Here is a 23,981-nt window from a genome sequence, read left to right on the forward strand (position 1 = left end):
AAGTAGAACGTCAACTCATCATTTCACCGCCAAGCTTTCCTCGCTTTCCAGAAAGGCACGCTCGGCCTGCACGGTGGCGGGGGAGAGGGGGAGTAAGGTGGGCATGGGGCGAGAGAGGTTGAGCAGGTAGCCGGGCAACTCCGCAAGGTTGTCAAGGTCGTGGGTAATGCAGAGGATGGTTTTGCGCTGCTCCTGCACCCAGCTGTGCAGCAGACTGAACACGCGGCGGCGGTAGTACACATCCAGCTGTTGGGTGGGCTCGTCGAGGAGGTAAAGAGTGGCGTCCTGAAGGCTGAGCTGGGCCAGCCACACCAACTGCTGCTCGCCGCCGGAAAGCAGGGTGAAATCCTGGTGAGCCAGGTGGGCAGCGCCCACGCGCGCCAGGGCCGCATCGGCCAGGGCGTAATCGGCGGCAGAATAGGCCCCCAGGAAGCGGTGGTGCCGGAAGCGGCCCATCACCACCAGTTCCCGCACCGGTAGGGAAAATTCCACGCTGGCGCGCTGGGGTAAGTGCGCCAAAAGGCCGTCAGCGGCCGGCCGCCGGATGGTGCGCAGATCCTGGCCCTGCATCGTGATGTGGCCCTGATACGGGAGTTGGCCGGTAAAAGCCCGGAATAAGGTGGTTTTGCCGCAGCCATTGTGCCCCACAATGGCCACCAATGCCGGCTCCGGCACCTTAAAACACAAATTGCGGAGCAGGACGCGCTGTCCATACCCCGCAATCAGGTTGTCTATTTTAAGAACTGAGACCGTAGACATGAGAACTGAGATGAAGTGCCAGAGGCAGGCTGCCAGAACATAGTCTCACTTCTTGCTTCTCATAATCTCACTTCTAAGCTGCTAGTACTCGTCTTCGTTGAACATGAAGTCTTCTTTGGTCGGGTAGTCCGGCCAAACTTCTTCGATATTCTCGTACGGCTGACCGTCGTCTTCCAGAGCCTGCAGGTTTTCTACTACTTCCATCGGGGCCCCCGAGCGGATAGAGTAATCAATGAGTTCATCCTTGGTGGCAGGCCAGGGAGCATCTTCCAGGTACGAAGCAAGTTCCAGAGTCCAGTACATAGTCGTGTGTGCTGCTAAAAAAGGTGGTCAAAAGGTAAAACGCCGTTAGCAAAAACCCGGCCGTTGGTAAAGGCATGACACGATTACCGACTGGCGGTTGCGTGACTCGCTGACGCCAACGTAAAATACAACGCAGGGTTGAGCTAGCCAACCGCCTGCTGCTGGAACATGGCAATCAGGTCGTTTTTAGTGCGTATTTTCCGGTCGAAGGCCCGGATTTTCCCCTGGAGCATGGTTCGGAAGGCCTCATTGCCGGGCGAGTCGTTGAGCTTGTCCAGGTTTTCGTTGAGTACTTCCTGCTCCTGCTGGTCGTATTTGATGAATTCGCGCAGGGCCTGAATACGCAGGGTGGCCTGTTCCTGAGGCGTATTCTGCTCAGGTCCGGGCTGCCGTTTGCGCATGTAGTGCTCCAGGGCACTCATCTCAAATACTTTGTCGCAGGCCAGAATAAACTGCTCCCATACTCTGTCTGACTCCTCGCCGCGCACGGGACCCACCTTTTTCCAGGCGGCCTGTAGCTCCTTGGCCCGTGCTACGGCCGACGACATAGGCTGCTTCAGCAACGCCTGGGCCTCGGCCACCAGCGCGCGTTTGCGGGTCAGGTTGTCCTCGCCCGGATTGCCGCTGCTGGCTGCGGGCAGCTCTTGCCGCTTGCTCTCGATGTGGACTTTCAACCGCTCGAAGAAGTGATTGTGGGCTGCCCGGAAGCGCGTCCAGAGGTCGTTGGCCTGCTTGCGCGGTAGGGAGCCGTCGATTTCCTTCCAGGCCTGCTGGAGCTGCTTGAGCTTGCGGGTAGTTTCCTCGAACTCGTTGGAATTCTGCAGGGCTTCCGATTTGTGAATGAGGTCCTTGTACTGGTCGTACACCCGGTTGGTCATGGCCTTCTTCTCGGCCAGAAACTCTTTTTTACGGGCAAAAAAGGCATCTACAGCAACCTGGAAGCGGTTCTCCAGCTCATCGACAAGGTGCTTCTCCACGGGGCCGGTCTTGATCCAGCCCTGGCGCAGATCCTTCAGCTTCTCGGTGCCGCCCTGCCAGTCGATGGTATCGTGCAGGTCTTCGGCCTCCTGAATCAGGCCGATTTTGGTGGCCAGGTTTTTCTCCCGGTTGCGGTTGATGGTGACTTTGATGGACTCCTCGGCTTCTGTCAGGCGGCGGTACAGGTCCTCGAAGTCGCCGAGGGCATCGTAGCTGCCCACCTGCTCCTTGAGGTGCAGGGCCTTCATCAGGAAGGAACCCTTGTTTTCCGATTCCTCAATCTTCTGGAGCAGCTCTTCCACCTTGGTGCGGAAGAGGGTGAAGCGCTGGGCAAAGTACACCAGCGAAGCATCGGCGGATTCTTTGACCTGGCCCACCTGACGGGCGGGCAGGTCGAGGAGCGGGCGAAGCCACACCTGGTCGCCCTCGATGTAGCCATAACGGCGGGCTTCGGCCAGCAAGTGGTCTTGTGAGTCCATAATCAGATAGCGGGGGGAGCGAATAGGTGGAACAGGTCGGAGGTTCAGGCCGGAAAGATGTACAAGTTTACGCGTTGTCGGGTAATTCTTCGGCCCGGTTGGGGCGTCGGAATGTTTGAGCGGGCTGCCTACCTTTGGCCCGACGGCCGGAGGCGGCCGGTTCAGGAGAAACCCAGCCTCGTTTGACGGGGCCGTTTTCTGCTACGAACCGGTTGCCTGGGCGGTTATCAAAGAGGAGCCTGAAACGCCTTCCTTGGTTGCCTGACCCGCTTGGCTCGGTCCTGTACTCCAGAACATTCCGCAAAATAGAAACCTGCGGGCAACCGGCAAGCTTCTCTCTTCCGCATCCGAACCCTGACTAACTCTTTCCGATGAGCGACCAACCCACCATTATTTTCTCGATGGCGGGGGTAACCAAGGTGTACCCCCCGCAGAAACAGGTGCTTAAAAACATCTACCTCTCGTTTTTTTACGGCGCCAAAATCGGCGTGCTCGGCCTCAACGGCTCGGGTAAATCGTCGTTGCTGAAGGTTATTGCCGGCGTCGATAAGCAGATTCAGGGCGACGTAGTCTGGTCGCCGGGCTACTCGGTGGGCTACCTGGAGCAGGAGCCGCAGCTCGACCCCACCAAAACGGTGCTGGAAGTGGTGCAGGAAGGTGTGGCTGAAACCGTAGCCTTGCTCAAGGAATTCGAGGAAATCAACGAAGCCTTCGGCGGCGAAGACCCCGACTTCGACAAGCTGCTGGAGCGCCAGGGTACCGTGCAGGAGCGCCTTGACCAGCTCGACGCCTGGAACCTCGACAGCAAGCTGGAGCGCGCCATGGACGCCCTACGCACCCCCGACGCTGACGCCATCATCGGCAACCTCTCGGGCGGGGAGAAGCGCCGCGTGGCCCTGTGCCGTCTGCTGCTTCAGGAGCCCGACGTGTTGCTGCTCGACGAACCCACCAACCACCTGGACGCGGAGTCGGTACTCTGGCTGGAGCAGCATTTGCAGCAGTACAAAGGCACCGTCATTGCTGTAACCCACGACCGGTACTTCCTCGACAACGTGGCCGGCTGGATTCTGGAACTGGACCGCGGCGAGGGCATTCCGTGGAAGGGCAACTACAGTTCGTGGCTGGAGCAGAAGTCCAACCGCCTGGCGCAGGAAGAGAAAACCGAGAGCAAGCGCCAGAAAACCCTGGCCCGCGAACTGGAGTGGGTACGCATGTCACCGAAGGCCCGCCAGGCCAAGAGCAAGGCCCGCGTGGCCGGCTACGACAAGCTGGTGAGCGAAGAAGCCAAGGAAAAAGAGCAGCGCCTGGAGCTGTTCATCCCCGACGGCCCACGCCTGGGCGGCCAAGTGATTGAAGCCAACGGCATCACTAAAGCCTTCGGCGACAAGCTGCTGTTTCAGGATCTGAGCTTTGCGCTGCCGCAGGGCGGCATTGTGGGCATCATCGGGCCGAACGGCGCCGGCAAGTCCACGCTGTTCCGGCTGATTACCGAGCAGCTGCAGCCCGACGCCGGCAGCTTCGCGGTGGGGCCCACGGTGCAGTACGCCTACGTCGATCAGCAGCACGACACGCTGGACGGCACCAAGTCGGTGTTCGAAACCATTTCGGGCGGCACCGAAACCATGCTGCTGGCCGGTCGGCCCATCAACTCCCGCGCCTACGTGAGCAACTTCAACTTCCGCGGCGGCGACCAGGAGAAGAAGGTCGGCAGCCTCTCGGGCGGCGAGCGGAACCGGGTACACCTAGCCACCACGCTCAAGCAGGGGGCCAACCTGCTGCTGCTCGATGAGCCCACCAACGACCTGGACATCAACGCCATCCGGGCGCTGGAAGACGCTTTGGAGAACTTCGCCGGCTGCGCCGTTATCATCAGCCACGACCGGTGGTTCCTGGACCGCCTCGCCACACACATTCTGGCCTTCGAGGGCGACTCGCAGGTGGTGTGGTTCGAGGGCAACTTCTCCGACTATGAGGAAGCCAAGCGCAAGCGCCTCGGCGACGTGGAGCCCAAGCGGGTGCGCTACCGTAAGCTGGGCTAGGCGGCCTTTTCCTGCTCCATAGCAACGTCCTCTTCTGGTTTCGGCCGGGAGAGGACGTTTGGGTTTTGGGGAAGGGGGTGTTCAGGGGAAATATGAGACCGTTATGCTGAGCGAAGCGGAGCGTAGTCGAAGCATCTCTACCGCAGTGCTAATCAAAGAAGTTAGCTAGAGGTAGAGGTGATTCGACTGCGGCTACGCCCTCAGCATGACGGTCACTACTACACGCCACTTAGTGCGGCATGTGGCTGATTTTGGCCTCGTCGAGGTCGAGCTGGGCTTCTTGGTGGCGGAGCATTTCTTCCTCGAATACGTCCTCGCGGCGCAGCACGAACAGCTCCTCGCGCTGCACCTGCAACACCTCCAGCAGCACCTGGTGGTAGCGTTGCAGCGCCTGCCGCTTGGAGTCGTCGTAGTCGAGAGCTTCCAGCAGATTGCCAGTGCGTTGGGCCTCGGCCTGCATGCGGTGCTGGAGGGCGTTAATCATTTCGTTGTTCCGGATGTCCTCGGGGTAGTGGCGGGCCAGGTGGGCCAAGGCCACGTGGCGCAGGCGCAGCCGGATGCCCGCTTCCTGGGCGTCGGTGGGCATGCGCTCCTCCAGCTGGGCCACGCCCGTGAAGCGGATAACGGCCGGCAGCGTGAGGCCCTGGAATACCAGCGTCACCAGAATCACCACGAAGGTGATGAACAGAATGAGGTTGCGTTGCGGGAAGGCGTCGCCGTTGGTGAGCAGCAGCGGCACCGACAAAGCCGAGGCCAGCGACACCACCCCGCGCATCCCGGCCCAGCCGATAATCACCGGCCCCTGCCACCCGGGGCTGGTTTCCCGGGTGCGGATGCTGCGGAACAGCCAGCGCGGCACAAACGCCGCCGGAAACATCCACAGCAGCCGGATCAGGATAACCAGCACGCTAATGACGAGGCCATAGGTAATGGCCTGCTGCAAAGAGTAGTTGCCCAGGCCCTGCACCGCCACCGGCAGCTCCAGCCCAATCAGAATAAACACCAGCCCGTTGAGAGCGAAGCCCACGCTGTTCCATACACCGGTGGCCTGCAGGCGGGTATCGGCATCGAATACCCGGTGGGAGTGGTAGGAGAGCATCAGGCCCCCGCTCACCACCGCCAGCACCCCCGAAAAATGGAACTCCTCGGCCAGCAGGTACATCACGTAGGGAGCCAGAAAGGTGAGTACCGTGTTGATGCTGGGCGTGGTGGGCAGGTACTTATGAATCAGGTAGAAACCGTAGCCCACCGCCAGCCCGATGCCCAGGCCCATACCACTGACCAGCAGAAAGCTGGTCGTGGCCTCGTGCCAGGAAAACGTGCCCGATACCACCGCCGCCAGCGCAAACCGGAACACAATCAGGCTACTGGCATCGTTGATCAGGCTTTCGCCCTCCAGAATGCTGGTTACGCGGCGCGGCACCTGTACGCCCTTGAGCACGGAAGTAGCCGCCACGGCATCGGGCGGGGAGATGATGCCGCCCAGCAGAAACCCCAGCGGCAGGGTGAAACCCGGAATCATGGCCCGGCTCACGTAGGCCACCAGCGTAGCCGTGAAAAACACCAGCCCGAAGGCCAGCAGCGTAATGGGCCGCTTCCAGCGCCAGAAGTCCTGCCAGGAGGTGTCCCAGGCCGCCTGGTAGAGCAAAGGCGGCAGGAAAATCAGGAAGATGAGGTTCGGGTCGATGACGATGGGCGGCAGCCCCGGCACCAGGCTGAGCGCCAGCCCGGCCAGCACCAGAAAAATAGGGTAGGAGATGCGCAGCTTCTGGCTCAGCATCACCAGTAGCAGCATGGCAAACAGCAGCCCCAGCACCAGTAGAATCGTTCCGTGTAAATCAGTGTGGGGCATGGGCAGAAGCGGTTAGGTTGGCGGCAGGCCAAGAAGGGCCCGGGGCCGGAAGGTAGCCGCTGCCGGGCAGAAACGCTACCGGCGGCGCGGTGCGCGGCAGCGGGCCGATTACGGCTCGGGGGCGTAGTCAGTCAGGCGGCGCAGGGCCACGGGCGTTCGGCGTCCCTTGCGGTGCAGCAGCACTTGGCAGGTTTCGGAAATTTTGCGGATTTCGTACTCGCCCGTCACGAAGTTAGTATCCTGGTAGTCGCCGCCCGGTGAGCCGTCAAGACTCTCACAGTCGCCGCTGGTACGGGTCAGAAACATCGATTCGCCAATCAGAAAGAAGTCGCCTTGCTGGTAGCGGAACCTGCTCACAACGCTCCAACGCCAGCTGCTGCCGCCGTAGTGGTTCACGGTCAGTACGCCTCTACGAATGCTCAGGCCAGCGAACGGGTCACCGTACTGGCCGCCGCCGTTTTTGGGAATCATAGCCCGGTTGGCCTGCGCAGCCAGTTGGTAGCCCTGCGCTGTGCCAAACAGTATCAGCAGCACCCGGCCAGGCATAGTTTCGTCGTCGTAGTTGTCTATATTTTCGGCCTTTGGACTGAGCACCAGTGCCACATCGAGCTGGCCGTCGTGGTTCAGGTCGCCGGTAGCGCGGCCACCCGGCAGCGTGTCGTAGCGTGCCGGCACGAAGGCAGCCAGAGTGCGGCCCACAGCAGATATTTTAGGAGCCGGGTGGGTTTGGGCTACGGCGACAAATGGCAATAGCAACAGGGCGAGGATAACAGCTTTCATCCAGGGTGAAAGTACGGCTTACAACTGCCCGGCACTACTGCAAGCGGTTATCTACCTTGTGCCCCACATGACTATCCTACTGGCGCACTATCTAGCCCGTTTCCGCAAGCTTCGCACCAGCCGCCTGGCCGGGGAGGAGGCCCCGTACAAGCCGGCCCTGCTGCTGGCTGTGCTCGAAGGCATTGAAGATGGGCTGATCCTCGACAACCAAATCAGCATCACTCCCGAGCTTTTGGCGGCCTTCCAGAGCAACTGCCGCGACCTGAGTACATCGGGGCGGTTTCGGGCCAATAACTTTGTCTTGCCCTACTACCATCTCACAGGCGAAGGTTTCTGGCACCTGCACACCTATTCCGGCCAGCCATTGCTGCTCACCACCTCCGGCTCGCCGCGCAGCCTGGGCCACCTGCGAGCCGCCGTGGCCTGTGCCGCCCTTGATGCGCCGCTGTGGGAGTTGCTACAGGAGGCCGCCACGCGCCAGCTGTTCCGGGAGGCGCTGCTGGACCGGTACTTTCCGCAGATGCGCTTCCGCTACCGCCCGCATGCTGGCCCTGAAACGCTGCAGACCTTGGGCCGGCAAATGTTGGAGGAGCCCGCCGCTATTTACCAAACTCATCTCAACCTTGCCGATGAGGTGGAAACGGCCGTGCGCAGCGCTATTTTCAAGCGCGAAGTGCTGCGGGCCTACAACTACACCTGCGCCATTTCGGGTCTGCAGCTTATCAGCACCGGTACCAGCGCCGTGGCCCCGCTGCTCGACGCCTGCCACATTGTGCCCTGGGCCCTCTCCCACGACGATACCATCGGCAACGGCCTAGCCCTCACGCCCACCCTGCACCGTGCCTTTGACCGCCATCTGCTCCGCATCGACCAAGACTACCGTGTGCGGGTAGCCAGTTCCTTCCGCGAGCTGCGCGGCCCCGAGCACGGCTTGCTGCAGTTTGAAGGCGAGAAGCTGCGGCTGCCCGAGCAGCCGGCGTGGTGGCCCCGACGGGAGGCGTTGGCGGGGATATGAGAGTAAACCTATTGGTTACTGAGGTTTCTGGCCGAGCAGCAGCGCATCGTGGCGCAGCTACTGGGGCAGTGCGACGCCCTGGAGCAGCGCATCCAGGAAAGCCGCCGCCTGGCCGGGCAGCTGCTGCAAACCGCCCTGCGCGAGGCCTTGGCCGGACCGGGTGGGGCGGCAGTGGCTTCGGCCGCGCCGGAGCCCGCCGCCGAGGTGGCTCCGCGCGGGGGCCGCCCCCCCAAGCCCGTGTTCCAGCGCGGCCAGCAAATCAGCTTCGACGGCCTGCTGTTCGAGTAAGCTCCTGCTACTACTTTTCCATAACAGAACAGCCCCGCCCGCACTGCTGCGGACGGGGCCGTTTTTCTGCGGGGAGCATCCCGGTCACACGGAGAGTTTAGGGTATCTATTGCTTAGTAACGGGTGGGGTGGCGGCAGTGGTGCGCGAAAAGATAGTGAAGCCCAAGCCCATCGATAGCCAGGGTTTGCCCTGATACGCCCACTCGTTCCGGTCGCGCCGCCCCAGCCAGTCCCAGCCGGTAAACAGGCCCACCTGCGCCCCGTTGAAATCAAATACCCCCCCCAGGCCCAGGCCCAGCGCCCCCTTATCGGTGGCCTGCCGGATGCGCCCGTTTGTGTTGGCGCTATCCAGGTTCACGATGTTCACGTTGAAGGAACCCAGCAGATGCACGAAATGGTCGCGCCGCCGGCTGATGCGCCAGCGCGGCCCCATCGAAAACCCCAGCGAAAAGTCCCGGCTGAAATCAAATTCATTGAAGCGCATCTTCACCGGAATAATCACGGTGCCGGTACTTACCTCAGGGGGCCCCCAGCGGGCATACACCCGGTATACTTTCTTCTCCAGGTCGTCTTTGGATACGGTGAAGAACAAGGGCTCCGTCACGGGCGGTACCGTCACCTGCCCCTTCGCATTCTTAACGGCCGGGGTAATCTCCTTCTCTGCAAATTCCGTGGTCAGGACGGGGTTGTTACTCCAGATGGGAAACGTGATGATGTAGGCCGTAGCGGTGGCATCGACAATCGTGAACTCATAGTGTGCGCGGGCTGTTTTTGCGGGAGTACCCGTGGGAGTGCCGTCCAGGTTACATGGCGTGACTGTGGTGGGTACAGTGAAGGCATAAGTGTTGCCAATGGCCACGCTGACGGACGTGGTGGTTTGCGCCCGCCCCGCCTGCGGCAGTAGCGAGGCCATGCCCATGCAAACGGACAGCAGCAAAAGGTACGCGTGTTTCATGGGGTATGGGAGTTAGGTGGTAGTAGAAAAAAGAGCCCCGGGCCGCGCAACGCCGGGCAATAGCCGGGCTGGGTTTGCTGGCTCAAGATTCCACTGTGCCCGCGCATATCCCTCCGTGTCAGCACTGAATCTTTGGTCCCGGTAACGCCTAAGGCACGCGGCGCGCAGCTTTCGTAGCGAATTGAAAATTTTTCCGGCAGTCCGCTACACGATTTGTAGCGAACCGACTATTTTCACCGCAATCCGATACAAGCTTACCCGTATGGCCCGCCCACTTACCCACTCCCTGCCCTCCGATACGCTGGAAGCCGCCGTGCGCGCTCACTTCGGGTTAAGCCAGGAGGAGCTGGCCCGCTACCTCGGCGTTACGCGGGGGCTGGTGGCCCACCTGGAAGCCGCCCGCCGCCCCCCTACGGCGGCTCTTACGCGGCGGCTCGGGTACCTGGCGGCGCTGCTGCCGCCGCCCACCGGCCACGGCTCGGCCGCGCCCCGCTTTGGGGTGCCGGAGCCTTTGCCGCCCCTGGCCCTGCCCGCGCTGCCCGACCTGGGCAGCGCGCTGGCCGCCGCGCCGCTGCGCCGCCGGCTGTTGCAGGTGCGGGCCCAGGCCGCCCGCCTGCGGCTGGAGCTGCACCAGGCCGGCAAGGGCAGCGTGCTCCAGCAACGGCGGGAATGGGGGCTGGCCCTGCTCCGGGCCGCCTTGCCGCCGGCCGGGGTAACTGCCGCCGCCGAGCAGGCCCACCTCAGCCGCTGGCTCACGGTGCTGGCCGCCGATATTGGCGGCCGCGCCGCCACCCCCGCCCAGCTTGCCGTGCAGGCGTTGGCCCGGTTGCGCGTGGCAGCGCTCGAAGCCGAAGCCGCGGCTCTCGCGCCGCTGCTGGCCCGCCAGGTGCCGCCCGCGCCGGCCGGGGAGTAGCCGTGCCGGCGACGAACGGCGGGGATTGTCAAAATAGGACATTGGCGGTGCTTGTTTGCTCAAAATGGTTCAGCAGGCGTGAAGAAGAAGGTTGATTTAGTGCCGCTTTATAATAATACTTGCATAAGCTCCACGGTTGGAGCCCTTCTTTTATCATCTTTTCCCCCTTCTTATTCTTATGGCATTTCCCGTAGAGCTGCTCACCACCCAGGCCCAGTGCAACGACGTACTAAGCGACCTGCAAACGGAGCTGAAAGATTTCACCGTTCGGCAAACCAACTATGACTACCGCGACGAAAAAGCCACCGACCGGGCCGCCGACCTCAACCAGGAAGCCCTGACCCTGGACCGCGACATTGCCGACCTCAACCGCGAGCTGGCCGCCATGGCCGCCGACAGCAAGCGCCGTCCGCGCGCCGAAGCCGACCTGCGCGCCTACGTGAAGCGTCGCGGCGACCTGGGCGCCCGCACCAGCCAGAACCCCGTCACGGCTTTCCGCCTCGCCGTGGATGCCCGCCAGGTGGCCGTGCAGGTACCCGAGCTGCAACAGGCCATGGCCGAAGTCACGGCCCACCGCGTCACCCTGGCAGCCTAAGCGGGCGTCTCTACCCCATTTACCAGTTACTTTAAACCGCCCGCTCCGGTACTGCCGGGGCGGGCGGTTGCGTGTAGGTGTCCTGGCAAAGAATATAGGGTTTTACACGCCCACCCAGCCTTCCCGCACGGCCTGCACTACCAGCCCCACCAGCGTGCGGGCGCCGGTTTTCTGGAGTAGGGCGCGGCGGTGGCTTTCCACGGTGCGCACGCTCAGGCACAGTTGGTCAGCTATTTCCTGGTTGCAATAATCCTGGACCACCAGGCGCAGCACTTCCAGCTCGCGGCGGCTGAAAGCCGTGGCCGGGCCACCCGTTGCCGGCCGGCCGGCTGCCTCCGGGCGGGTGGCCCCCGCCAGATAGGGGCGGAGCACTGCCGCCACTGCCGCCGGCACTACGTGGCGGGGCAGCCAGGCCAGCCACGGCCCCGCCTGGGCCAGGTACCGCCGCAAAGCCGGGGTCGGGCGCGGCCCCGTGAACAGCAGCAGCGGCTGGCTGCTCCGGATGGCCCGAAGCTGGCTCAGGTACAAATCGGGCAGGCCATCCAGCAGTTCCGCATCCAGAATAACCACGGCGAAAGGCTTCCGGTACAGCAACTGCGGCACGCAGCGACTGTCCGTGGCCAGCGTAATGCCGATGCCCGGCCACGCCCCGCGCAGCATCCCTTCCAACCCTTGCCGATATAACGTGGGCGGTGCTACCAGCAGCACCTCATGCGACGGGACATACATAGCCTCCTGACGTAAAATGAATACGACACACTGCACTGATCAGAACGAGCAATAGGAGGAGGGACGGGAGCCGTATCAATTGGCCCCGGGGTAGCACTAGCACGGAGAGAAAGTAAATATGGTGAATTATTTATATATGTAATATAAACTTTTTGATTTACTGTGGAGATACGGTAGCGTCAATGGCAGCGGTACGTCGGGGCGGCCTTTTCAGCCGTTGACAAGGCCGAAAAAGCCCGGCCGTGGTTTCGGAGAGAAACTACAGCCGGGCTTTTTTGGGGTCTGGTGAGGAGCCGGCTACCGCCCGCCGCGCACCCGCATGGGCAGCACGTACACGGCCTCGGAGGCGGTAATGAACAGCACGTCGCGCTTTTTGCCCCCGAAGCACACGTTGGCGGTCCACTTTTCGGGAATGGCAATCTGCTCGATTTTCCGGCCGGCGGGGTTGTACACAGTCACGCCGTTGCCGGTGAGGTACACGTTGCCTTGGCTGTCGATGGTCATGCCGTCGGAGCCCTGCTCCACGAACAGCTGCCGGTTCAGCAGTCGGCCGTCGAGGGCAATGTCGTAGCGGTAGGTTTTGTTGGCCCCGATGTCGGCCACGTACAGCCGCTTGCCGTCGGGCGTACCGATGATGCCGTTGGGCTGCTGCAGCTTATCGTCGGCCACCACGGGCTGGGCCGCGCCGGCGGGCAGGTGGTACACGTGCTGCCCGCCCAGGGCCGCATCGGGCTGCTGGCGCGTCCAGTAGGGCCGCTGGTAGTAAGGGTCGGTGAAGTAGAGGCCGCCGGGTTTGGGCTGCACCCACAGGTCGTTGGGGCCGTTGAAGGTGCGGCCCTGCACGTCTTTCAGCAGCACGGTGACTTTACCATCGGGCGCAATGGACCAGAGCTGGTTGTGCTCGTCGGCGCAAGCCAGCAGGTTGCCTTTCCGGTCAAAGTACAGGCCATTGGAGCGGCCGGCCGGCTCTAGAAAAACCGACAGCTGCCCATCGGTGCTGTACTTCCAGATCTTGTTATTGGGCTGGTCGGTGAAGAACACGTTGCCGGCCTTGTCCACGGCGGGGCCTTCGGTAAAGCTGAACTGGCGCGATACCAGCCGGGGCGTGGCGCCGGGGGCAATGATAGTACTCGCGGCCGGAGCCTGGGCCGCTACGGGCAAGGAAGAAAAGCAGGAAAGTAGGGTAAGGCTCAGGGCCCCGGCCCGCAGCAAAGAACTGGATATCGTCATTGGAAAGCAGAAAAAAGTACGGCCACCGTGGCCCGCGAATATACCCAGGACGGAACGGCGCCGTAGTAGCTGCACGTTCCTTCCCCGCATTTCTCTAAATTCCGACGCAGCTCGTGCGGTTGCGTTTTCTCTGTTGGCCCATATGCTGAAAAACCTGCTTCCGCTGTGCCTGTGTCTGAGCGTGGCCAATGGGCTGGCGGCGCAAACCGCGTCTCCGGCTTCGCCCCGCCAGCTGTTTCCCGGCCTGTTTGAGGCGGTGCAGCTCCAGCGCGTATTTCCCGACAACAAGACGTTCGTGGATGCCGAGCCGCGCGACCAACCGGCCGTGATTCTGGCCGCCTACGAGCAGATGCACCGGCAGCCGGGCTTTAATCTGAAGCAGTTTGTGGAGGCCTATTTCCGCCTGCCGGCTGCCAATGGCCCTACCTACCGCACCCACGTGCAGGCCGGCCTGCGCCACCACCTCGATACCCTCTGGACGGTATTGCAGCGGCCGGGCCAGGATTCGGTGGGCAAGTACGCTTCGTTGCTGCCCCTGCCCCACGCCTACGTGGTGCCCGGCGGCCGTTTCCGGGAGGTGTACTACTGGGATTCGTACTTCACGATGCTGGGGCTGCGGGCCAGCAACCGCCCCGAGCTGATTCGGGGGATGGTAGACAACTTTGCATACCTGATCAGCCGCTACGGCTTCGTTCCCAACGGTAACCGCACGTATTACCTCACCCGCTCCCAGCCGCCGTTTTTCGGTCGTATGGTGGAGCTGCTGGCCCAAACCCAAGGTGGCGACGCAGTGCGGCTGCGCTACCACGCGGCCGTGCTGCGCGAGTACCAGTTCTGGATGGCCGCCGCCGACTCCGTAGCCCCTGGCCTGGCCCGCCGCAGCGTGGTGCGTATGCCCGATGGTACCGCGCTGAACCGCTACTGGGACCAGAGCACCGAGCCCCGCGAAGAATCATACCAGGAGGACGTGGCCGCCGCCGGCCGCACCCAACGCGCCGCCCCGGAGTTTTACCGCGACGTACGGGCCGCCGCCGCGTCGGGCTGGGACTTTAGTAGCCGTTGGTTTCTGCCGGGCCAGGGGCTGGAGTCCATCCGTACTACCCAGCTGGTTCCTGTCGATCTGAACTGCCTGCTGTATGAGGTAGAAATGCAACTGGCCTATACCAGTCGCCTGCGCGGCGAAAAAACTGCCGCCGCCACGTTTGAAAAGCAAGCCGCCGCTCGTCGCAAAGCCCTGTTGCAGTACTGCTGGGACAGCAAAGCCAACTGGTTTGTAGACTACGACTGGACGCGCCGGGAGCCCGCCCCGGTGCGTACCCTGGCCGGTGTGTACCCGCTAACGGTGGGTATTGCCAGTGCCACCCAGGCCCGGCAGGTAGCCGAGGGGCTGCAGCGGGAGTTTTTGCGGCCGGGAGGCCTGGTAACTACGCTGGCCACCACCGGGCAGCAGTGGGACGCGCCCAACGCCTGGGCCCCGCTGCAGTGGATGGCCGTGGAAGGCCTCAAAAAATACGGTCAGCAGGAACTGGCGCAAACCATCGTCACCCGTTGGGTAACCCTGAATGAGCAGGTGTTCCAGCAAACGGGCAAGCTGATGGAAAAATATAACGTGCAGAACCCCAGCGCGCTGGGCGGCGGTGGGGAATACCCGCTCCAGGATGGCTTCGGCTGGACTAACGGCGTGCTGCTCGACTTCCTGAACTCAGCCGCCAAACCGAAGCCGTGAGAATATGCTGGGCGGTACAATAAAATGGCGCATAGCTTCCGGAATACCTTCAGGAGAAGATAAGCCGGAAGCCATATGCCGTTGCTAACGGAATAGCTCGTTACGACGAATGGCTTTGGCGTAGGAGGTTTCTGTGGGACGCTTCCCGAAGAGCTTCGGCCCTTTCTTCTTTTTGGCCGCGCTGATTGTTTTGGCGGGGTCGGGGCTGGCTATGGCCATATCGGGGGCTAGTAAACCAGCTGTACCCGCCAGTAGCAGAAAAGTAGCTAAAGATTTCATGGGTAGGAATACATGAAGTGGTGGAACAAAGCGGTTACCGCCGATGCGCACGCAGCCGACGGTAGGCCGGCCGGCGCTTTTTGCGCTTGAGCCAGTTGGTGGAGACCCCTTCGGTAGCAGAGGATACCGTGGTAATGCCAGTAGCTGCGGTCTGCGCAACATCGGGGCTGCTGATTTCAGCCGCAACATCGGTTACGACGAATAAGGACACGAACAGGAGGGAGAGGAAAGATGCTCTCATAGAAACAGAGATGGTTTTGGCTGCGAGTATGCAAGTATAAGTTAAAATTATTATTGTTAAAATTATAAAGATAAATAATGCACAAAAAAACCTCTCCTTAATACAGGAGAGGTTCTTGGAAACGACGTCTAAGTAAGGCCGCTTATTGCTCGTCGGTGGCGGCTTCGGCGGCTTTGGCAGCGGCAAACACCGCAATACCGGCTACCACAGCAATACCCACGATAAGCTGAGTAGTAGTGAAACGCCGCGAGGCTTTGCGCAGCAGTGCGCTGCCGTTTTTCAACAGATCATCCAACTGATCCTGCTCGCCCTTAAAAACTTTGTAGGCACTTTGCAGGGTGTTGATAATGTCTTCAGGAACGATTTTTTCGACTTCTTGGGAGAGTTGGCTGCTCATAACGGAAAGGCAGGGGGAGTGAGAAAACTGGATAACCGGCCGCCGGTTGCGGTACCGCAGGAACTGTACGGAAGCTGTCCGATTTTTGATACAGACTAAATGCCTGGTCGGCAAAAGAGCTGGTAAATCTTGCGGTGTTAAGAGGTAATAGCCGCCAGCGGCAGCGGAGCCAGAGCGCCCTTTGACACTATGTGCGGCGGCTATACCAGTAGGACGCAATGCACGAAAAAAAAGCCCCGCCGAAATCCGGCGGGGCTTTTTAGTTCTGGCAGGTACAAAACAGCTATTCGTATACCTTCACTACGAACACGTAATCCTGGAGCTTGCGGATCTGCTGGGGGCGGGAGGTCCCGGCCAACTGATTGGTGCGCGACATATTGTAAGGTTTGCCCGCGCCCGCCGTGCCCAGCGAATCCACCAGCCGCATGAGGTACGACGACTTTGTAGCAAACGCGGCGCTCTGCACATCCATCTGCCGGCCGCTGATGATGCCGATAAGGTTACCCCGGTCGTCCAGCAGCGGGCCGCCGGAGTTGCCGGGGTTCACCGGAATGCTGATCTGGTAGAAGCCCGTGTCGCCCTCAAAACCCGAGCGGGCGCTCAAAGAGCCATCGTTGAACACCAGGTCCTCGCGCGGGTAGCCCAGCGTGTACACCCGCTCGCCCAGCTCCGACTGGCCCCGTTTAAACGAGTAGGGCAGCTTGCCGAAGCCTTTGAACGATTTATCCTTGATCTGCAGAATGGCCAGGTCGTGGGCTACGTCGGTGAACACCGGCTCGGCCCGGAACCGTTGCCGGTCACGGCTCTCAATCAGCAGCGAATCGGCTCCCTGAATGACGTGGTAGCTCGTTACCAGGTAGCCGTCGGCGGTGAGGGCGAAACCGGTGCCGCTGAACTTGCCGGGGTTGATTTTTTCCGTCGGCGGGGTGTCCATCTGGTTGAGGGCGCGGTTCATGTTGCGCTGGGTCCGTTTGATGCGCTCTACCTCCCGGCGCAGCACCGTGTAGCCGTACAACGAAGGCTTCTGGGCGGTGCGGTACATTTCCAGGCCCAACAGCGTGGTGAATACGGCCAGCACCGCCACGGAAGCGGCTACCATCATGGTGGCGCGGTGGCCGTGCCAAAAGGCACGTAGCTTCTCCTCGGTGCGCGAAATGCGCAGCAGCGGCCGGGGGGCGCGGCCGTTGGCAAACTGCTCGTGGCGCTCATCTTCCTCCGCTACTTTGGCCAGCGGGGTAAGGCGCACGGCTTGTTCGGCATCCATATCGGCGTGGATGGCGTGGAGCTTGCGGCGCAGGGCCAGCCGGCGGCCGTAAGCCGTAAGCGTGCCCGTCACCTCCTCAAACTCCTGTAGTCGGCGCGCCAGCTCCGGGTCGGCGGCGAGGCGATGCTCCAGCGTGGTGCGCTCCTCCCCGGCCAGCCCGCCGGAGCGGTAAGCGTCGAATAAGGCGTAATAGTCGGCTTCGGTTTTCATTTCTTATCTAGAAGTGAGAACTGAGGCATGAGAACCGAAACTTCGGGCTGACAGCAGCACGCAACGTCTCAGTTCACATTTCTCCTCATCTCATGTCTATATCTGTTCCTGATACTGGTTGAAAAAGAGCTTCTTCAACCGTACCAGACACTTGTATTTTTGGTTCTTGGCGTTGTCGGCGTTGGTGTAGCCAAACTCGGCGGTAAGCTGCTGCATGGATTTATCGAGCAGATAAAATCCCTCTAAAAGCGAGCGGCAGGGCTCCCCGATGCGGTCCAGGGCCTGGGCCATGGTGCCCAGCTGCCGGTCCCGCTCCTCGGCCAACTCCAAATCGGCTTCGGCGCCGGTTTCGAGGTAGGGCTCGTGGTCATCGAGGTGGCCGCCGAAGCGGGTTTTCTCGGTGAGCCGTTTGAGCCACAGGCGGCGGCACACGGCGTAGAGGTAGGTTTTGATTTGGCAGCTGAGTTCCAGGGAACCGTCGCGGACCTTTTCATAAAATACCATCACGCCCTCCTGGTACACGTCCTTGGCTTCGTCCTCCGTCCCGCTGTTCTGCAGGATGTAGTGCGAAATCATGGGGAAGTGCAGCCGGTAGAGCTGCGCCAGCGCCCGGTCGTCGTCGCGGCGGATGGCCGCCACAAACTCCTCGTCGGTGTAGGAAGGTTGTCCCTTACCCATTCGCTTTGTGGGTTAATACGTGGTGCCCGATGCGGTAACCCAATGAAAAAATATTTTTCCCAAGCGGGTTACCAATTCCCTTTGCCGGTATTAAGGGCGTTTTTCGAACAAAATTTTTCAAACCTACCAATCAAAATGAAGAACCTCATCAAGGTATCCGCTCTGGCCGTTGTTTTCGCTGCTACTCTCGTTTCTTGCGGCGAGAAGAAAGTAGAAGAAACCACCACTTCTACCGAAGCCACTTCGACGGAAGCTGCTGCTCCTGCTATGGATACCACCGCTGTTGTAGCTGACACCACGGCTGCTGTAGCTCCGGCTGCTACCACCACGGAAGCTACCACCACGACCACCACCACGGAGGTTAAGTAATTACGGGCCGGCTCGGCCGGTACGTTATTGCCATACCCCGGGTTCCGCTGCGCGGCGCCCGGGGTATTTTTTTGCCTCAACAAGCAGGCCGGGCCGGGAGTTCAGGAATTGCCTGGTCTGGGCCGGGCTACAGCTTTTCCTCCAGCCACAGCAGGCCCGCGCAAACCAGAAACAGCAGATAACCCCACCACCGGGGCCAAGCGGTATGCTGCGTCTGCGTGGCCGTTTCCGCCGTCGGGGCCACCTGGGATGTCAGTTGGCTGAGACTTTGCTGCCACTCTTGGTACGCTGGTCCGCGCCATTGGTCCGGCGCGTACACGTACAGCCACTGCCTGCCGGTACCCAGGCGCGCTTCGTGCCAACCGGGCTGGGCGGGCCAGTAGGTGCCGGCCGCCCACTCAGGAACGTGCGCATCCTGCCGCAAAGCCACCGGAACGGAGGCGGCAGAACCGGCCTGTAGGCTCAACAAATCGGTAGAGCCGGTAGTCCGGAGCAGAAGCGGGGCATTGGGATAAGGCCAGCGGGTGAGGGCTTGGATGGCGGCGGCCCCCGGGCGGGGCGGGGCCGCCGCCGTCAGCAACCGACTCCAGTACGCGTCGTATACCGCCGCCTGGTTTTGCAGCAGCCACGGGAATGTTTCCGGTACGGTAGTCACCACTACCTGGCCCAGCCCCAGCCGCCGCGCGGCCGCCACGGGTTGTTGTTGGGGGCCGAAGATGAGCGGCTGCAATGTGGCGCGCGCCTGCAAGACAACAGGTAGCAGCGCGGTAGCCTGGGCCGGGCCATCGGGCCATTGCACGGGTTGGGCCAGGGAAGCTGCCGCGGACGGCCGCGCCAGGAGGCGGAAGGCGTCTCCGCCCGGCAGCTGCCGGGGCACGGTGCTTCCGTCGGCCAGCAGCACTAGGCCGTTGGTGCCGTTGCGGGTGGCGCGGGCCAGGGCCTGCTGCTCCGACGCCGATAAGGCCGCCAGCGCGGGAGCATCCGTCAGCACCACGTCGAAGCGGGCCAGCATAGCGGGCGTCAGGCGGTCGAGGCTGGGCGGGTTGGGCAGGTTCAGAAACTCGGTCTGGGTAAGGCCCCGGCTGACGCCCGTGCGCAGAGCCACGGCGTGCTGGCGGGCGGCCAGCTCGGTTTTCAGAAAGCGAAATTCAAACGAAGGCGCGGCGGCCAGCAGCAGCAGACGCAGCGGCCGGGTGGGCTGCACCAGCACCGGCACCGGCTCTTGGGCAATGCGGCGGCCCTGACGGCGGGCTTCAAGGGTATACACGGCCCGGCCTTCAGCTTTTGGCGCGAAGCGCAACCGGAACGTGCCCCGGCCGGCCGGCAGCTGCACCGAGTCGCGGGCGGCCCCGGCCGCGTGCAGACTTACCCATACCGGCCCGGCCCCGGCCGCTTCAAACCGGCCCGAAACCGCCCATGTCTGGCCCAGCTGCGGCTCGGTAGGCCAGGCGGCCTGCTGAAAGCCCGCCGGTCGGCCATCGGCGTGCGGCCGGATTTGCACACCCGCCAGGGCCGCTACATCGGCGGCGGGCAGGCCCTGGCCCAGCACGTGCAGCTGCCGCAGGCCCGGCAGAAGCGGCCGGATGGCGGCGGCGTGGCGCACCGTGGGCGTATCAACTATGGTAGCCGCTGCGTAGCGCCACACGGGCACCGCCGCGCCCAGACGCTGCTGCAGCTGCCGCAGGGTATCGGGCGAGTAGGCGTCGGTGAGCAGAATGGCGGTATCGGTGGCGGGCAGTACGCGGGTGCTGGTGGGCGGAAACGCCGCCAGCCCCAGCCCTGCCGCCGCGCCCACACCGGCCGCTACGCGCAGCAGCCGGCGCCGCCCATCGGGCCGGCGCAAGGCCAGCACCGTGAGCAGTACCGCCAGTAGCAGACAGAAAGCAAAAGCGTAGAGCATGGGGCGGGTTGATATTTGGTTGTTTGCTACTGGTTTTTGGCGTTGGTCAGAAATTCAAAAGCCGATGCTTCCGGTTGCCTTTTGGATGCTATTTCCAGACTCCAAAAACCACCAACCAAACCCCACTATCACCTCATCGGCTGAGCTCCTGGAAGTAGCGGCGGGCGAGGCCGGCCGCCGGGCTGGTCGGGCTGACGGGGGCGGGCTGGGCGGGTGGCAGCAGGTTGGTGAGGGCGCGTTCCAGCAGCGAGAAATTCACGGCGGGGGCGGGCTGCCCGGCCCGCAGGGCGGCGGTGAGGCGGCGCAGGTCGCGCAGGGCGGTGAGGTAGGAGCCGGGCCGCTGCAAGGCCGCCCGGGCCAGTTCCTGGCCGACCTGCTCCAGCGCGGCCGTGCTGCCGGCGGCCGGTTTGGTGCCGGTTTGCATCTGGGTAAGTGTCCGGAGGGCGGTGCGGACGGCCGGCTGCCGGGCGGGGGCGGCTACCTGCTGCTGACGGCGCGGGGCGGCGGCCCCGGTCAGGTCGCCGGTGAGGCGGGTGGTGGCTTCGGGCATAGGCGGGGGCGTGAAGCCGGCTTTCTTGACGTAGGCGCGGGTTTGCTGCTGCACTTCCTTTAGCAGCCGCAGGGCGCGGTACTCGTAGGGCAGAGCCTCGCGGGGGCGACCGGTGCGCAGGCGCAGCTCCGATTCCCACATTTCGCTGAGTACGGCCCGCAGTTTGGCCTTCACGGTGGGCTCCAGGAAATCGGCCGTTTCGGAGTCATCGTGGCGGTGCATGTAGGGTTCCATCAGCTCGGCAGTGCGGGCCTCGTGGGTAGTGGCGGAGGAAGAGGGCAGGTCGTGGCCGTGGTCGTGGCCATCATCGGCGGAATGCTTTTCGGCGGCGGCGGCCGGCTCGGGTTCGGCGTGGTCCTCGGCCACTACCGAGCCCAGGCCGGGCTCCTCGGCCGGCGCGTCAGCCTCAGATGGTCGGGTAGCCCCTCCGATGGTTTCGTCGGCTTCCTCGCCCAGAAACTTGCCGTAGCGCATCCGCAGGATTTTCTGGTCGAAGCCAATGCCGTTGCTGCGCTCCAATAGCGTGGCCGCCGGCAGCCCGCGCTGCTCGGCCAGCAGCTTTTCTGTATCAATGATAATCTGGCGCTGACTGCGGAAGTACGCCGGCGCGGTATTCACCCCGAACGATACATCCAGCGCGCTTTCCTGCACGGTGGTGTCTTCCCACTGCACGAGGTAGGTATCGGAGCGGGTGAGGTGCTGCTGATTGTCCCAGGTCTGGAGGTAGAAGTATACCTCGTCGCCGTAGGTGAGGCCCAGGGCCGGCAGCCGTAGCACGGGCCGCAGGGTGGCCGTGGTGGGCTGGCCGCGCAGCTGGCTGCTCAGATCGGTTACTACTTCCTTGAACTTCACGGCTTCGCCCTGGCCCTGGGCCACGGTAGCCACCAGCCGCGCCCGGGTCAGGCCGTAGTCATCCCGCAGCTGAGCGTTGATGACGACCTGGGGCGGCCGGCCGAACTCCACCAGCGTGTAGGCTTTGGGCGAGATGATGCGGATAGTAGGTGCCTGATCGGGCTGCACTTCAATGGCGTAGTCGTCGGAAACCTGGCCCGCAAACCGCAGCCGGTACAACGCCGAGGCCGTGACGGGCAATTCCAGCACAAACTCGGTGGGCCGGTCCGGTACCGGCCGCAGCAGCAGCTTGCGCCCGCCCAGCTCCAGCACCGGCGCGCCCGCCGCGCGGTTCACCGTCACCGTCCAGCGCACCCGGCTGCCCTGAGGGCAGCGGAACGAGGGGGTGGCCGGGGCGAAGGCCGGCTGCCGGGTGTAGGCCGGCGGCACTACCCGCAGCTGGGTAATCAGAATGCGCGGCGCGGCAGCAGGCGTACCGGCCGGCTCGTTGAAATGAACTGGTACGGCGGGTTCCGTCAACTGCACCGGCGCGGCAGCCGAAGTGGGCTGCAGCAGCCAGATCAGGCCCGCTAGCACTAGTAGCGCCAGAGTACCGGCCAGCGGTTTGCGCCAGTTGAGAGGGAGCAGCGGTGCTTCGGCGGCCAACTCAGGCAGGCGCGTGAGCAGGCGTTGCTGCTGTAGCTGTTCCAGCAGGTTCAGGTCGGCGGTGGGGCGCAGGAGCAGGGCGGTGCTGTCCTCCAGGGTTAGGTGGCGGCGGTTGAGGCGGCGCGCCACGCTGGGCAGCGGCTCGTGCCAGATGCGCCAGAGCTGCCAGCCGGCCCCAGCCAGTAACAGCCCCAGCAATGCCCACAGCCCCGGCCGCGCGGCCGGCCAAACGGTGGCCGCCGTCAGCAGCAGGGCCAGGCCACCGGCCAGCAGCAGCACCAGCGCGCCCGTCTGCCGACTGGCCCAGGCCCGGGCCGCCGCCTGCACCGGGGCCTGGGGTGATACCGAAGAAGCAACCAGTGGACTCATGCCTGCGGAGTAGTTAAGGGCGAAATTCCCGGCCGCCGGGCGGCCACCAGCCGTTCCAGCGCAAACAGCAGCCCGGCTCCCAGCACCAGCCACGCGGCCAGCGGCCGATGCGGCGCGGCGGGTTCAGGCTGGCCGGCTACCGGTGTCGCCACCGGCCCGCGCAACTGCGCCAGAGCCAGGGTGCGGGAATCGGGAGTTGGTCCCGGCGAAACAGCCGGCAGCAGCAGCGGCAGTAGTAACCCCGGCAGCTCGGGGCTGTCGGCGAGGCTGCTCCAGGTTGGGTCGAAGCGGGAATGGAAGTAGTAGCGGCCCGGGGCCGGCTGGCTCAACAGCGCCGCGCCGGTGGCCGTGGGCCAGCGTACAGCGCCGGCCGTGGCCGCGGTGTCCAGCCGTTGGATGGCTACTGGCTGGCCGGAGCTAGCGGGCAAAAATTCGGTGTTGATGCGGGCTGCCTTTGGGCCGGCTTCCTGCCAAACGTGCGTGCGCCGGGGCAGGCCCGCCGGCAACGGCTCGGTGCGCAGCCAGAACAGCCAGTCGAGCGAATCGGTGGGGGCGGGTGGGGCGGTGGTTACCGTGAGACGCGGTGCCAGGGGCAAGGCTGGGCCTACCGCTCGCAACGCCGCCGTCAGCACCCGGGCCGAAGCGGCGTGGGCGGCATCGTGGCTGAGAAACCAGCGCGGTGCGCGCGTCAGCAGCGGTAGTAGCCGGGACTGACCGTTTTCGGTGAGGCGTAGCTGTTGCGTGGTCAAGTCAAGCCGCAGCTGCCCGCCCCAGGGGCCGGCTACTACGGCACCGCCAGCGGGCATTCGGCGGCGCACTTTCCGCAGCCGAATGCCTTGTTCGGAGCCCTGAGCCACCAATATCACGAGGCTGTCGGGGCGGGGCTGCCAGGCGGCTACGGGCCAGCGGCTGGAATCGGGAGTGGGCAGCGAGAGCCAGTGCACGGCGGCTGGCAGGGCGGGCCGGGTGCCCGTAAACGAGGCCACGGTAAGCGGGGCGACTACCAGCAGCGGCCGGTTCGGCAGCGAGTCGGCGGCCATTTGTACGGTGGCCCAGAGGTTGGTGGTCGGGACCGAATCGGCGGCAAACGGAGCGGTGCCCGTGGTGTCGCCTAACCCGAGGCCGGCCCAAGGCAGCGGCGCACTCATGGGCCGGGCGGCGTGCAGCTGCCGCAGCTCGTAGCCGCGTTGGCGCAAGGAGTCGAGCACCGGCCGGACGGGCTCCAGGGCGGCCACCGTCACGCCGGGAGCCAGCAGCACCTGCCCACGCCGGGGCGGTACGGGCAGCTGCTGTAACGGCTCAGCCAATGCAAGCGCAAGCAGCCCGATGATGCCCGCCCGCAGCAGAAACAGCAGCAGCTGCTGGGGCTTGAGGCTGCGCAGGCGCTGGTTGGCGGCGGCCTCCAACCAGCGCACACTGCCCACCCGCACTACCCGCCCCGGCCGGCGGTTCCAGAGGTAAATAGCCAGCGGCACCACCAGCCCCAACAGGGCCAGCCAACCGGTGGCAGCATGCGAAAAGAAGAGCGGAAGCAAAGACGGAGCCTGGTTGGATGAACGCGGTGTGCGGCCCCAAGGTGGGGAAGC

At 63.5% G+C, this 23,981-nt stretch carries 23 protein-coding genes; 7 read left to right on the top strand and 16 right to left on the bottom strand.

Features of this window, described 5'->3' with window-relative positions:
• Positions 1-18: 18 nt before the first annotated feature.
• From EI293_RS12965 to EI293_RS12975, 3 genes are all read right to left on the bottom strand, one after another.
• Positions 19-759 carry an ABC transporter ATP-binding protein gene (locus tag EI293_RS12965; RefSeq protein WP_246010633.1) on the bottom strand — a complete coding sequence of 247 codons (741 nt, stop codon included), beginning with the start codon at positions 757-759 and terminating at the stop codon, positions 19-21.
• A gap of 81 nt (positions 760-840) precedes the next feature.
• On the bottom strand, positions 841-1,062 hold the full coding sequence (locus EI293_RS12970) for a DUF2795 domain-containing protein (protein WP_019948259.1): 222 nt from the start codon (positions 1,060-1,062) through the stop codon (positions 841-843).
• A gap of 143 nt (positions 1,063-1,205) precedes the next feature.
• Positions 1,206-2,519 carry a DUF349 domain-containing protein gene (locus EI293_RS12975; RefSeq protein ID WP_125438464.1) on the bottom strand — a complete coding sequence of 438 codons (1,314 nt, stop codon included), beginning with the start codon at positions 2,517-2,519 and terminating at the stop codon, positions 1,206-1,208.
• Between the two features lie 371 nt (positions 2,520-2,890).
• On the opposite strand from EI293_RS12975, the gene ettA reads away from it, so the two are divergent.
• Complete coding sequence (gene ettA / locus EI293_RS12980; RefSeq protein ID WP_125438467.1) at positions 2,891-4,558, top strand: energy-dependent translational throttle protein EttA; 1,668 nt, start codon at positions 2,891-2,893, stop codon at positions 4,556-4,558.
• Between the two features lie 229 nt (positions 4,559-4,787).
• On the opposite strand, the gene EI293_RS12985 is transcribed toward ettA, so the two are convergent.
• Positions 4,788-6,410 carry a Na+/H+ antiporter gene (locus tag EI293_RS12985; RefSeq protein ID WP_125438470.1) on the bottom strand — a complete coding sequence of 541 codons (1,623 nt, stop codon included), beginning with the start codon at positions 6,408-6,410 and terminating at the stop codon, positions 4,788-4,790.
• A gap of 108 nt (positions 6,411-6,518) precedes the next feature.
• Positions 6,519-7,190: a hypothetical protein gene (locus tag EI293_RS12990; RefSeq protein ID WP_125438473.1), complete on the bottom strand. Its 672-nt coding sequence runs from the start codon at positions 7,188-7,190 to the stop codon at positions 6,519-6,521.
• 67 nt (positions 7,191-7,257) lie between these two features.
• On the opposite strand from EI293_RS12990, the gene EI293_RS12995 reads away from it, so the two are divergent.
• Together EI293_RS12995 and EI293_RS13000 are read left to right on the top strand one after the other, a co-directional pair.
• On the top strand, positions 7,258-8,205 hold the full coding sequence (locus EI293_RS12995) for an HNH endonuclease (protein ID WP_125438476.1): 948 nt from the start codon (positions 7,258-7,260) through the stop codon (positions 8,203-8,205).
• A 48-nt stretch (positions 8,206-8,253) separates the two neighbouring features.
• The gene (locus EI293_RS13000) at positions 8,254-8,493 is read left to right on the top strand and encodes a hypothetical protein (protein WP_125438479.1); all 240 of its coding nucleotides are present in this window, start codon (positions 8,254-8,256) and stop codon (positions 8,491-8,493) included.
• A gap of 106 nt (positions 8,494-8,599) precedes the next feature.
• On the opposite strand, the gene EI293_RS13005 is transcribed toward EI293_RS13000, so the two are convergent.
• On the bottom strand, positions 8,600-9,448 hold the full coding sequence (locus EI293_RS13005; protein ID WP_125438482.1) for a hypothetical protein: 849 nt from the start codon (positions 9,446-9,448) through the stop codon (positions 8,600-8,602).
• A gap of 262 nt (positions 9,449-9,710) precedes the next feature.
• On the opposite strand from EI293_RS13005, the gene EI293_RS13010 reads away from it, so the two are divergent.
• Both EI293_RS13010 and EI293_RS13015 read left to right on the top strand, forming a co-directional pair.
• Complete coding sequence (locus EI293_RS13010; protein ID WP_125438485.1) at positions 9,711-10,361, top strand: helix-turn-helix domain-containing protein; 651 nt, start codon at positions 9,711-9,713, stop codon at positions 10,359-10,361.
• Positions 10,362-10,539: 178 nt separating this feature from the next.
• On the top strand, positions 10,540-10,956 hold the full coding sequence (locus tag EI293_RS13015; RefSeq protein WP_125438488.1) for a hypothetical protein: 417 nt from the start codon (positions 10,540-10,542) through the stop codon (positions 10,954-10,956).
• 102 nt (positions 10,957-11,058) lie between these two features.
• On the opposite strand, the gene EI293_RS13020 is transcribed toward EI293_RS13015, so the two are convergent.
• Together EI293_RS13020 and EI293_RS13025 are read right to left on the bottom strand one after the other, a co-directional pair.
• The gene (locus tag EI293_RS13020; RefSeq protein ID WP_125438491.1) at positions 11,059-11,685 is read right to left on the bottom strand and encodes a helix-turn-helix transcriptional regulator; all 627 of its coding nucleotides are present in this window, start codon (positions 11,683-11,685) and stop codon (positions 11,059-11,061) included.
• Between the two features lie 297 nt (positions 11,686-11,982).
• Positions 11,983-12,915 (bottom strand): SMP-30/gluconolactonase/LRE family protein, encoded by a 933-nt coding sequence (locus EI293_RS13025; RefSeq protein WP_125438494.1) that lies wholly within the window; start codon positions 12,913-12,915, stop codon positions 11,983-11,985.
• Positions 12,916-13,057: 142 nt separating this feature from the next.
• Between EI293_RS13025 and treF the strand changes: the two genes are divergently transcribed.
• Positions 13,058-14,641, top strand: a complete 1,584-nt coding sequence (treF, locus tag EI293_RS13030; protein WP_170170363.1) for an alpha,alpha-trehalase TreF — start codon at positions 13,058-13,060, stop codon at positions 14,639-14,641.
• An 84-nt stretch (positions 14,642-14,725) separates the two neighbouring features.
• Here treF and EI293_RS13035 read toward each other — a convergent pair whose 3' ends face one another.
• From EI293_RS13035 to EI293_RS13055, 5 genes are all read right to left on the bottom strand, one after another.
• Positions 14,726-14,920 (bottom strand): hypothetical protein, encoded by a 195-nt coding sequence (locus tag EI293_RS13035; protein WP_125438500.1) that lies wholly within the window; start codon positions 14,918-14,920, stop codon positions 14,726-14,728.
• Between the two features lie 34 nt (positions 14,921-14,954).
• Entirely contained in the window at positions 14,955-15,161 is a 207-nt protein-coding gene (locus EI293_RS13040; protein ID WP_125438503.1) for a hypothetical protein, read from the bottom strand.
• Positions 15,162-15,303: 142 nt separating this feature from the next.
• On the bottom strand, positions 15,304-15,558 hold the full coding sequence (locus EI293_RS13045) for a hypothetical protein (protein ID WP_125438506.1): 255 nt from the start codon (positions 15,556-15,558) through the stop codon (positions 15,304-15,306).
• A 283-nt stretch (positions 15,559-15,841) separates the two neighbouring features.
• A complete protein-coding gene (locus tag EI293_RS13050; protein WP_125438509.1) occupies positions 15,842-17,032 on the bottom strand; it encodes a trypsin-like peptidase domain-containing protein in 1,191 nt (396 codons plus the stop codon).
• 96 nt (positions 17,033-17,128) lie between these two features.
• Positions 17,129-17,710 carry an RNA polymerase sigma factor gene (locus EI293_RS13055; RefSeq protein ID WP_125438512.1) on the bottom strand — a complete coding sequence of 194 codons (582 nt, stop codon included), beginning with the start codon at positions 17,708-17,710 and terminating at the stop codon, positions 17,129-17,131.
• Between the two features lie 135 nt (positions 17,711-17,845).
• On the opposite strand from EI293_RS13055, the gene EI293_RS13060 reads away from it, so the two are divergent.
• Positions 17,846-18,079 (top strand): hypothetical protein, encoded by a 234-nt coding sequence (locus EI293_RS13060; protein WP_125438514.1) that lies wholly within the window; start codon positions 17,846-17,848, stop codon positions 18,077-18,079.
• A gap of 127 nt (positions 18,080-18,206) precedes the next feature.
• Here EI293_RS13060 and EI293_RS13065 read toward each other — a convergent pair whose 3' ends face one another.
• The 3 genes from EI293_RS13065 to EI293_RS13075 all read right to left on the bottom strand — a co-directional run bounded on the left by EI293_RS13065 (position 18,207) and on the right by EI293_RS13075 (position 23,930).
• Positions 18,207-19,979: a hypothetical protein gene (locus tag EI293_RS13065; RefSeq protein ID WP_125438517.1), complete on the bottom strand. Its 1,773-nt coding sequence runs from the start codon at positions 19,977-19,979 to the stop codon at positions 18,207-18,209.
• Between the two features lie 133 nt (positions 19,980-20,112).
• Positions 20,113-22,395 (bottom strand): DUF4175 family protein, encoded by a 2,283-nt coding sequence (locus EI293_RS13070; RefSeq protein WP_125438520.1) that lies wholly within the window; start codon positions 22,393-22,395, stop codon positions 20,113-20,115.
• Entirely contained in the window at positions 22,392-23,930 is a 1,539-nt protein-coding gene (locus tag EI293_RS13075; RefSeq protein WP_125438523.1) for a BatA domain-containing protein, read from the bottom strand. The genes EI293_RS13070 and EI293_RS13075 overlap by 4 nt, the downstream gene beginning before the upstream one ends.
• Positions 23,931-23,981 lie beyond the last annotated feature (51 nt).

This window comes from Hymenobacter perfusus, assembly GCF_003944765.1.
Taxonomy (GTDB): Bacteria; Bacteroidota; Bacteroidia; order Cytophagales; family Hymenobacteraceae; genus Hymenobacter; species Hymenobacter perfusus.